The 8,962-nt window shown below is 43.4% G+C and carries 10 protein-coding genes; 8 read left to right on the forward strand and 2 right to left on the reverse strand.

Annotated features, from left to right (window positions below; genetic code table 11):
- The 6 genes from I3257_RS06720 to I3257_RS06745 all read left to right on the forward strand — a co-directional run.
- Positions 1-806 (forward strand): NAD(P)(+) transhydrogenase (Re/Si-specific) subunit alpha (locus I3257_RS06720; RefSeq protein ID WP_238049179.1); only part of this gene is annotated, 806 nt, incomplete at its 5' end.
- A gap of 101 nt (positions 807-907) precedes the next feature.
- Complete coding sequence (locus I3257_RS06725) at positions 908-1,246, forward strand: proton-translocating transhydrogenase family protein (RefSeq protein ID WP_238049186.1); 339 nt, start codon at positions 908-910, stop codon at positions 1,244-1,246.
- 14 nt (positions 1,247-1,260) lie between these two features.
- Complete coding sequence (locus I3257_RS06730; protein ID WP_238049187.1) at positions 1,261-2,643, forward strand: NAD(P)(+) transhydrogenase (Re/Si-specific) subunit beta; 1,383 nt, start codon at positions 1,261-1,263, stop codon at positions 2,641-2,643.
- Positions 2,644-2,816: 173 nt separating this feature from the next.
- Complete coding sequence (locus I3257_RS06735; protein WP_238049180.1) at positions 2,817-3,380, forward strand: acyl-CoA thioesterase; 564 nt, start codon at positions 2,817-2,819, stop codon at positions 3,378-3,380.
- 130 nt (positions 3,381-3,510) lie between these two features.
- The gene (gene iscX / locus I3257_RS06740; protein WP_021812734.1) at positions 3,511-3,720 is read left to right on the forward strand and encodes a Fe-S cluster assembly protein IscX; all 210 of its coding nucleotides are present in this window, start codon (positions 3,511-3,513) and stop codon (positions 3,718-3,720) included.
- 74 nt (positions 3,721-3,794) lie between these two features.
- Positions 3,795-4,295: a GyrI-like domain-containing protein gene (locus tag I3257_RS06745; protein WP_238049181.1), complete on the forward strand. Its 501-nt coding sequence runs from the start codon at positions 3,795-3,797 to the stop codon at positions 4,293-4,295.
- Positions 4,296-4,385: 90 nt separating this feature from the next.
- Here I3257_RS06745 and dapE read toward each other — a convergent pair whose 3' ends face one another.
- Positions 4,386-5,600, reverse strand: a complete 1,215-nt coding sequence (gene dapE / locus I3257_RS06750; RefSeq protein WP_238049182.1) for a succinyl-diaminopimelate desuccinylase — start codon at positions 5,598-5,600, stop codon at positions 4,386-4,388.
- Between the two features lie 98 nt (positions 5,601-5,698).
- Positions 5,699-6,454 (reverse strand): 2OG-Fe(II) oxygenase, encoded by a 756-nt coding sequence (locus I3257_RS06755; protein ID WP_198330460.1) that lies wholly within the window; start codon positions 6,452-6,454, stop codon positions 5,699-5,701.
- A gap of 129 nt (positions 6,455-6,583) precedes the next feature.
- Here I3257_RS06755 and rlmJ point away from each other — a divergent pair, with 129 nt between their 5' ends.
- Complete coding sequence (gene rlmJ, locus I3257_RS06760) at positions 6,584-7,459, forward strand: 23S rRNA (adenine(2030)-N(6))-methyltransferase RlmJ (protein ID WP_045446718.1); 876 nt, start codon at positions 6,584-6,586, stop codon at positions 7,457-7,459.
- Between the two features lie 42 nt (positions 7,460-7,501).
- Positions 7,502-8,404, forward strand: a complete 903-nt coding sequence (gene pssA, locus I3257_RS06765) for a CDP-diacylglycerol--serine O-phosphatidyltransferase (RefSeq protein ID WP_238049183.1) — start codon at positions 7,502-7,504, stop codon at positions 8,402-8,404.
- Positions 8,405-8,962: the final 558 nt, after the last annotated feature.

Consider the following 8,962-nt stretch of genomic DNA (forward strand, 5'->3'; position numbering starts at 1 on the left):
GCACATTGTCACGCGCACAGAATATGGATGTCTTGTCATCGCAAGCCAACCTTGCTGGTTACAAAGCCGTCTTGCTAGCGGCAAATGAATACTCGCGTCCTTTCCCGATGTTTATGACCTCAGCCGGTACGGTTAAGCCTGCCAAAGTGGTCATCTTAGGTGTTGGGGTTGCGGGTTTACAAGCGATTGCGACGGCGAAGCGTTTAGGTGCAGTGGTAGAAGCGAGTGATTTACGTCCGACTGCTCGCGAGCAAGTGGAATCACTCGGTGGTAAATGGCTGGATGTACCGATGAGTGCAGAGGAGGCCGAAACAGCCAAATCTACAGGTGGCTATGCGTGGACACCATCTGAGCAATATGTCAAAGATCAAGCTGCTGTCGTGGATAAAGCCTTGAGCAACGCGGATATCGTCATTACCACAGCGCAGATTCCTGGTCGTAACGCTCCTCGTCTGGTGCACGGCGCAACCCTTGCTAAAATGAAGGCGAGTTCCGTATTGATCGATATGGCTGCTGGCACAGGTGGCAACGTCGAAGGCAGCGTGCCTAACGAAACCATCACTACAGACAATGGTGTGCGTATCGTTGGTGCTGCCAACATCCCATCGATGCTCGCCGCGCAGTCTTCAGATTTGTATGCCAACAATTTGGTTAACTTTATCACCACATTAATTGCGCCTGCTAGCGATGACGCTTCAGAAAGTGACCCATCAGCTAACTTGGCACTTAAATTAGACATGGAAGACGAGATTCAGGGCGCACTGGCAGTGACACATGACAGTCAGGTACGACTAGCCAAACGCTAAGTTTTGACTGCCTTTCACCACACATTTGCCAGACACGAATAAATTTTTAGGAGGATTAGATGATTGCCACTATTTTAGCGGCAGCGCCAGCTGGTGCGGCCATGAGTAGCACACCATTTGTAGCGATTTTTACCGTATTTGTACTCGCTATTTTTGTCGGATATTATGTCGTTTGGGGCGTCACGCCTGCATTGCACACACCATTAATGGCTGTCACCAACGCACTATCAAGTATTGTCATCGTCGGTGCCATGCTACAGACCGTCACCATTGATGGTTCTATCTTTACACCGACCAGTATCCTTGGTGCTTTTGCCGTATTTTTAGCCAGTATCAATATTTTTGGTGGTTTTGCCGTGACCGAACGTATGCTTGCGATGTTTAAACCGAAAGTAAAAAAAGCACCAGTAGCAACCACTGATGTTGGAGGTGACGCATGAACGACTTCTCAACAATGATTGCGGCAAATGCGGATTGGTTCTATCTGGTCGGCGCGATTCTTTTCGTTTTGACCTTACGTGGTTTGTCTAGCCCAAAGACGGCTATCCGTGGTAACCGCTTTGGTATGGTAGCGATGGCGATTGCGGTCGTCACGACATTCTTTTTAGCAGAAGGCCCTGTCCTTTGGTTAATTATCGGTGCGATGATTTTGGGTGCCCTCGTCGGTATGTGGAAGGCAAAGACGGTTGCGATGACGCAAATGCCAGAAACCGTTGCCTTGATGCATTCATTTGTCGGTTTGGCAGCGGTCGCCATTGCATTGGCAACCGTATTGCATACTGAACAACAGCATGGCGCTGTTGCCCGAGTTGAGCTGTTTATTGGTTGTTTCATCGGTGCGATTACGTTTTCAGCTTCGGTCTTTGCTTTTGGTAAATTAGCCGCAAAAAGCTGGGCTAAAACATTGGTTGGGGGTTGGGTAAAACCCGTCCAAGCATCATTATTCATTGCGATGATTGCTTTCGGTGGCGTGTATTTCGTCACTGACTCATTACCAGCGTTTTATGCGATGGCAGTGATTGCCGTGATATTTGGTTGGATGTGGATTGCGCCGATTGGTGGCGGTGATATGCCAGTGGTTGTCTCATTATTGAACTCGTTTTCTGGTTGGGCGGCGGCAGGCATTGGCTTCACCCTCGGCAACTCGATGCTCATTATCGCGGGTTCGCTCGTCGGTTCATCAGGTGCGATTTTATCTTATATCATGTGTAAAGCCATGAACCGCTCATTACTCAACGTCTTATTTGGCGGTATGGGTACATCAGCCGTAGCGGCAGGCGGCGATGACGGTGCACCGAAGAATTACAAAGCGGGTTCAGCAGAAGATGCAGGGTTCCTCATGTCTAATGCTAGCAGCGTGGTCATCGTACCAGGTTATGGTATGGCACAGGGCCGTGCACAGAATGCGGTAAAAGAATTGTATGAGTTGCTAAAAGAAGAAGGCGTGAATGTCCGCTTTGCCATTCATCCAGTGGCGGGTCGTATGCCAGGTCATATGAACGTCCTATTGGCGGAAGCGGATGTACCTTATGATGATATCCTTGAGATGGATGAGATTAACTCAGACTTCGCGAGTACCGATGTGGTTTTAGTTATCGGTGCAAATGACGTGGTCAACCCTTCTGCAAAAGATGATCCAACGTCGCCAATCTTTGGTATGCCGATTCTAGAAGTCACTAAAGCTCAAACCGTTATGGTCATCAAGCGCTCAATGAATACGGGTTATGCAGGGCTTGATAACAGTCTGTTCTATATGGATAAGACAATGATGATCTTTGGTGATGCGAAGAAAATGGTCGAAGAGATGGTACGTAGTATCAATGGTGCAGGTCATTAATCTCTAAAGTTAGTTTCTAAATATAAGCTTTTAAATATCCGCTTTTAAATAAAAAAGTCACTTAGGTGGCTTTTTTTGCGTTAAGGTACGCTGCATTTATAGCCAGTCACTGTTTATATATATAAATTTATACCCAATAAATTTACACAAAATAAGCGTTAAGAGAGTCATTTATGAACATGTTGATACGTTTTTTTATTATGGTCAGTTTGCTAAAACAACAACTTAAGCAGGAATCAGTAAGCGAGCGCCTTAGTATTGAGCTCTTGATTGCACCGACGGTTCGTTATTATCGAGTGTTGCCGCATGATATGGGCTTTCGGAATCATCTGCCTAATTATCGTTATCTGTCTTTTATTGAGCTAAACGTTACTCGCTGGCTGATGGCGTGCTGTCATCAAAAAGGTATTAAGCCATTAAATTGGGTTATCGCCATGCAAGAAATGGTTTATCTGAAAGAAATTAAATTTTTAGATAAAATGACGGTGATTAGCACGCTTGCGGGCTGGGATAAAAAATACGTTTATTTTGAAACATGCTTTTTTGTAAAAAGCCAGCTGATGGGCGTTGGTATGACTAAGTTTGTATTGACCAATAAAAAAGGCAAATGTGCGCCAGAGATATTGGATATGATAGGCGAGCGGTTGAACGAGGTCATTGATTCTTGGAATCAGCATCAAGTGGCGATTAAATCTGCCAAATCTGCTGAAACAAGTAAAACAACAAATGCTGCATAACGAACTTGTCTATAATCAGCAGGCGAATTTTGGTAGGATAGCGGTTATTAAGTTGCCAATCAAATTACCATTCAAATTGACCACTGATTTGATGACGTGTCTAAAAATGATTAAAAATTAAGGAGCCATCATGACCCCGCAAAAATTAAAATGGACAGACAGCTTAGATATCGCTATTGAGCTGTATGAGAAGTTTCCAGAGACCGATCCGCAGTACATCCGTTTTACTGATTTACATCGCTGGGTGACTGAGCTTGAAGGTTTTGATGATGATCCACAAAAATCAAACGAAGGTATCTTGGAAGCCATTCAGATGAATTGGATTGATGAAGCAGATTAGATTTATACCCTGAAGCGCTATTTTTAATACTATCTCAAATAGAAAACTGAATAAATATATAGGACTTACAGATCATGACGTCACAAATTAAAGAGTTGCCTGAAGCAATAACTTGTAAAGGTATTAGCGTTCGTACGACCAATAACGCTGAGATTAGCGAAGACACGGCGAAACTGGGTCGTTTATGGCAAAAGTTTTACCAAAACCATGCCAGTGATCTTCCTAAAGGTGAAGACATCTATGGTGTCTATCATAACTATGAGAGTGAGGATTTGGTCGGCGCTTTTGACGTGGTTGCCAGTTGGAAAGTAGCCAGTGAGCAAGAGTCAACAGACGATAACAATACCGCTAAAGTTGCAAACCTAGTAACAGTAGATATTCCTGCAGGAAAGTATTTGGTATTCTCTGAGCAGGGTAGAATGCCATACACGGTGATGAATGCTTGGGAAAAGGCTTGGACCTACTTTAATGATCGCAGCTGTGAGCACACGCGAACTTTTGATGTCGATTTTGAGCATTATATCGGTGGTAATCTAGAGTATGGTCAAGTTGATCTCTATATTGGTATTGAGTAAAATTAGTATTGAATAAATCAGTCAAAATAATAAAAAAGCGCCAAGTCTGCTATCAGACTTGGCGCTTTCTTTGCTTACTTCAACGAATGATTAATCTAACAGTAAATTCTCTAAAATTCCCTCATAAATTTGGGCGAGCTTGCCTAAGTCATCGACTTCTACCTTTTCATCAACTTGGTGAATCGTCGCATTTCTTACACCAAGCTCAACGACTTGTGCACCCGTTGGCGCAATAAAGCGTCCGTCAGAAGTACCACCTGATGTAGATAGTGTCGTATCAGTATCGGTTACCTTTTTGATCGCTTTTTGACAGGCAGAAACCAACTTACCTTCAGGGGTCAAAAACGGCTGACCAGATAATTTCCAATGGATATCATAACTGGCCTTACTATTAGTAAAGTGTTTGTCAAAGATAGCATGCGTTTTTGCCTTCAGCTCATCTTCAGTCGTTTCCGTAGAAAAGCGGAAGTTGAAGATAACTCTTAACGTCTCAGGAATGACGTTGGTGGCGCCTGTACCGCTATTGATATTAGAGATTTGCAGGGAAGTCGCAGGGAAGTAGTCATTGCCATTATCCCAAGTAGCGGCAGTCAGTTCCGCCAAAGCTGCCATCGTTGCATGAATAGGGTTGCAAGCTAAATGCGGGTAAGCAACATGACCTTGTTTGCCAGTGACCGTAAGTTCCGCACCCAATGAGCCGCGGCGACCGTTTTTAATGATATCGCCGAGCGTATCTGTGCTCGATGGTTCGCCAACCAAGCAATAGGTGATTTTTTCATTGCGGGCTTCTAAGGCCTCAATGACTTTGACCGTACCATTGATGGAAGGACCTTCTTCATCGGAAGTGATTAAAAAGGCAATAGAGCCATTGTGCTCAGGGTGATTTTTGACAAAACGTTCAGATGCGATGGTAAAGGCGGCAATACCTGTTTTCATGTCAGCTGCACCGCGAGCCCATAGGTAACCATCAGCGATGGTTGGCGTAAATGGCGGATACGTCCAATTGTTTTCATCACCTGTTGGCACGACGTCGGTATGACCAGCAAAACAGATAACTGGATCAGTGGTGCCACGGCGCGCCCATAGATTTTTGACTTCTGCATGTTCGCCGCTTTGATCTCTATCACCATAGTACATAAACTCACAGTCAAAGCCCGCTCGCTCTAAGCGCTCTGACAGTATATCTTGGCAGCCATCATCATCTGGGGTGACGGAGGGACGTTCAAGTAGCGCAATACTTAAATCTAGCGTTTGCTGCTGATGGTTTTGTTGTTGATGGATGGTTTGTTTATTAAAGTCCGACATGAATAAACCTTTTTATTATAAATTAAAATGATAAATTTTTAAGATTGGCAGCCACGATACAATACAATCAGTCGTTGCTTGTTACTTGCTAATGTGTTTTAAATATTGTCTTCAACAAAAGGCACCAAACCATCACGGCGCATCCACGTCGCGATAGAGTAACGCTGACGATGGGCAATTTGTACTTGATGTTGTAGGTCACTGTCAAATATCACCAATCTATTGGCGACAGGCATGACGTTATGATGAACGCCATGTTTATCAATGATTTCTAGTGCGCCGCCGTCAGTTGGTTCCCATTCATCATTGAGGTAAAACACCGCAGAGATAACGCGTTCATCACGCCCAGCTGGATTGTCACTATGCCATTGATAGCCAAAACCCACCGGATAGCAAGCATAATGCGCTTCACTGTGGCGAATACCGGCAAATAAACTGCGATTAAATAAGGTGGCAAGCGCATTGATACTTTGCAAATAATAAAACCCAGCAAAGAAATTTTCCGTAATCCAGCGGATGCGATCACCGCGAATATCACTGACACGAATCCCAGCCGTCAGCTCTGCGTCACGATAGTCAATAAAACCACTCTCTGCTTGCAAGGCTAACAGCGCTTTCGTTTCAAAGACCTCATCAATAATGATCCAACCATCATCAACGAATAGATCTAGTTGTGTATCAGTCAGCTTATCTTGCCAACTGATATCAAAATCAGACTGTTGTAATACACGCTGAGTCAGTGGTTTTTGGCTTGGGTCATCGCTATGAGGAAACAGTAATGGTGGATTATCTTCTCCTATCGGATGATCAATCACCAACTTTGTCACATCAAGATTGCTAATAATCTCTGTCATTTCGTCTCACTATGGTCAGTTAGCTGGCAATACATAGCCAATCAATGCCTTTTTACCAAAACCATCGTTATCTTTTACTCTGCCTATGCTACCATAGATGTAATTTTTCTTATTTAAACTTTTGAGATTATGAACTATAAACACGCCTACCACGCTGGTAACTTTGCTGATGTGGTTAAACACATTTTATTGGTACAACTCCTTAATCAATTGGGGCAAAAAAACAAACCTTTTTATGTGCTTGATGCTTATGGTGGTCGCGGACTGTATTCACTGAGCAGTGAAGAAGCGCGCAAGACAGGTGAGGCCAAAGGTGGTATCCAAGCGTTACTAAATGCCAATACTGACAAGGCACCCGCTGCCGTCAAAGATTATATGGAAGGCATTAAGCAAGCCCGTTTCACTTATGACAATAAAGTCTACCCTGGTTCTCCTTGGTGGGTTGCCCATCATATCGAGAAAAATCCAGATGCGGGCGTGCGCGGTGAAGCTTTTGAAGCCAAAGCTAGCGAATATGATGCGCTAAACTATCAGTTGCACAAGTTACCCATTGGTATACAGCATCGTGATGCCTTTGAAGGTATTACCGCCGTTATTCCACCAAAAGAAAAGCGCGGTCTGATTTTTCTTGATCCGCCTTATGAGCAAGAGCACAAAGATTTTACACGCCTTATAAATTTACTCGTTGCTGCTTATAATAAATGGCCACAAGGCACTTACGCGCTTTGGTTCCCTATTAAGAACGTTGAAGCCGTTGAATTGTTCTATAAAAAACTGAAGCGTACTGAAATGCGCCGCCAGTTGGTTTGTGAGCTGAATATTTATCCAAATGATGTGGCGGTTGGTCTTAACGGTACAGGTTTACTGGTGATCAATCCACCTTGGCAGTTTGATAATCATGCACGTGAGATATTACGCTTCTTACAGCCTGCATTAAAAGTGGCTGATGCTCCAGACTTAACGCCTGATAGCGCAACCAATGTACGCTGGCTAGTCGGCGAATAACCATGTTAGTGAATAACTATGCCGGCAAATAAGGATATTGAGATGACTAACGTGCAATCACCTAAAGATGAATCAAATCATCCGCCTCTAAATGATGGATTGTTACAAGACAGCGCAGCAACCCAGCCGCCCTTTGTTGATGAGCATGATTTCAATATTCGCTTAGCGGATAATGAGAGTTATGATGGCTTGACCTTTGAAGTGATTGAAGCAGAAGTGGCTGAAGGCAAGCGCGTAGTCAGCCGCGGTGTCTATCTAGCACCAAATCTAATTACAACCTTGTCACTGCTATCTGGTTTTTATTCGATTTTGGCCAGTACGCAAGGCGAGTTCTACAAAGCTTCTTTAGCCATCTTTTTGTCCGCTATTCTCGACGGTGCTGATGGACGAGTGGCGCGTATGCTTAATGCGCAAAGCCCGTTTGGCGAGCAATATGATTCGCTTGCCGATATGCTGGCTTTTGGTGTTGCACCAGCGATCTTAGTTTATAGTTTTGCGCTGCAGCCGTTAGGTCGCATTGGCTTGGGGTGTGCGTTTGTCTTTACCGCCTGTGCTGCCTTCCGTCTGGCACGTTTTAACGTTCAGGTCGGTATTGTTGATAAAAAATACTTTGTCGGTTTGGCGAGTCCACTAGCTGCTATATTAGTAACGGCAGCGGTTATGGTCGCTGTCGACCATAATGAATGGGTTGGGCAGTACGATACGGCAGTCATGTTCTTATTTGCTGCTTGGGTGGTGATTTGTGGTTTACTGATGGTTAGTAACGTCAAATACTATAGCTTTAAAGAGTTTGATAAAAAGAAAGTACCTTTTGTGGTTCTAATAATCGGTGTGTTGGTCATGAGTATTGTGCTCTATGACATACCTGTCGGTATTTTAGCCATTGGTATTATCTATGCATTATCGGGTATTGTTACGACGATTAAAGTAAAAGCAAATTTTTAGAATTGATTGTTCGTGTCATATTAAGGAATTTACCGTAGGGTAAGTTCCTTTTTTTATGCGCTTTAGATATCAAGCTGGTTATCAGTGTATTCATCACGATAAGATAAAGAAGGACCAACTCATTTTTTAGCTAATGATCAGTGATAACGACTCATTAAAGAAACCTACTGTAATTGAGATGAAATAAGTACTCTTATTTACGAGCTTACCTCAGCCCAGCGCAAATAAACATACACTGCCATTCTGCCAATTTTTAGTCTAATCACCAAGATTATTCAAATTAAGGTGAATTATCTCTTGACTAAACATTCAAACCCTCTATAATACGCCCTCATCAAGACGAGCTGGAAGCTTTATATGTAAGATACATATAAATAACCCAATTCAATTGAATGAAACAAAACATAAAAAAGCTTGACAATTCAAATCATTATGATAAGATAGTCGGCTCGCTAGATAGCTTGACCTGAAAGGGATTAAGGCTAAATAGCAAGAGAATTACCCTATATATCAGTTACTGGACGACAGTGATTGAGCACTATTTAAAAGCATAACTAA

This window comes from Psychrobacter sp. Ps7 (assembly GCF_022129225.1).
GTDB classification, from domain to species: Bacteria; Pseudomonadota; Gammaproteobacteria; order Pseudomonadales; family Moraxellaceae; genus Psychrobacter; species Psychrobacter immobilis_A.

Coding starts and splice junctions, on each gene's coding strand:
- I3257_RS06755 (WP_198330460.1), bottom strand. CDS start 6,454: ATGACAGAGATTATTAGCAATCTTGATGTGACAAAGTTGGTGATTGAT.
- I3257_RS06730 (WP_238049187.1), top strand. CDS start 1,261: ATGATTGCGGCAAATGCGGATTGGTTCTATCTGGTCGGCGCGATTCTT.
- I3257_RS06735 (WP_238049180.1), top strand. CDS start 2,817: ATGAACATGTTGATACGTTTTTTTATTATGGTCAGTTTGCTAAAACAA.
- I3257_RS06725 (WP_238049186.1), top strand. CDS start 908: ATGAGTAGCACACCATTTGTAGCGATTTTTACCGTATTTGTACTCGCT.
- pssA (WP_238049183.1), top strand. CDS start 7,502: ATGACTAACGTGCAATCACCTAAAGATGAATCAAATCATCCGCCTCTA.
- rlmJ (WP_045446718.1), top strand. CDS start 6,584: ATGAACTATAAACACGCCTACCACGCTGGTAACTTTGCTGATGTGGTT.
- I3257_RS06745 (WP_238049181.1), top strand. CDS start 3,795: ATGACGTCACAAATTAAAGAGTTGCCTGAAGCAATAACTTGTAAAGGT.
- dapE (WP_238049182.1), bottom strand. CDS start 5,600: ATGTCGGACTTTAATAAACAAACCATCCATCAACAACAAAACCATCAG.
- iscX (WP_021812734.1), top strand. CDS start 3,511: ATGACCCCGCAAAAATTAAAATGGACAGACAGCTTAGATATCGCTATT.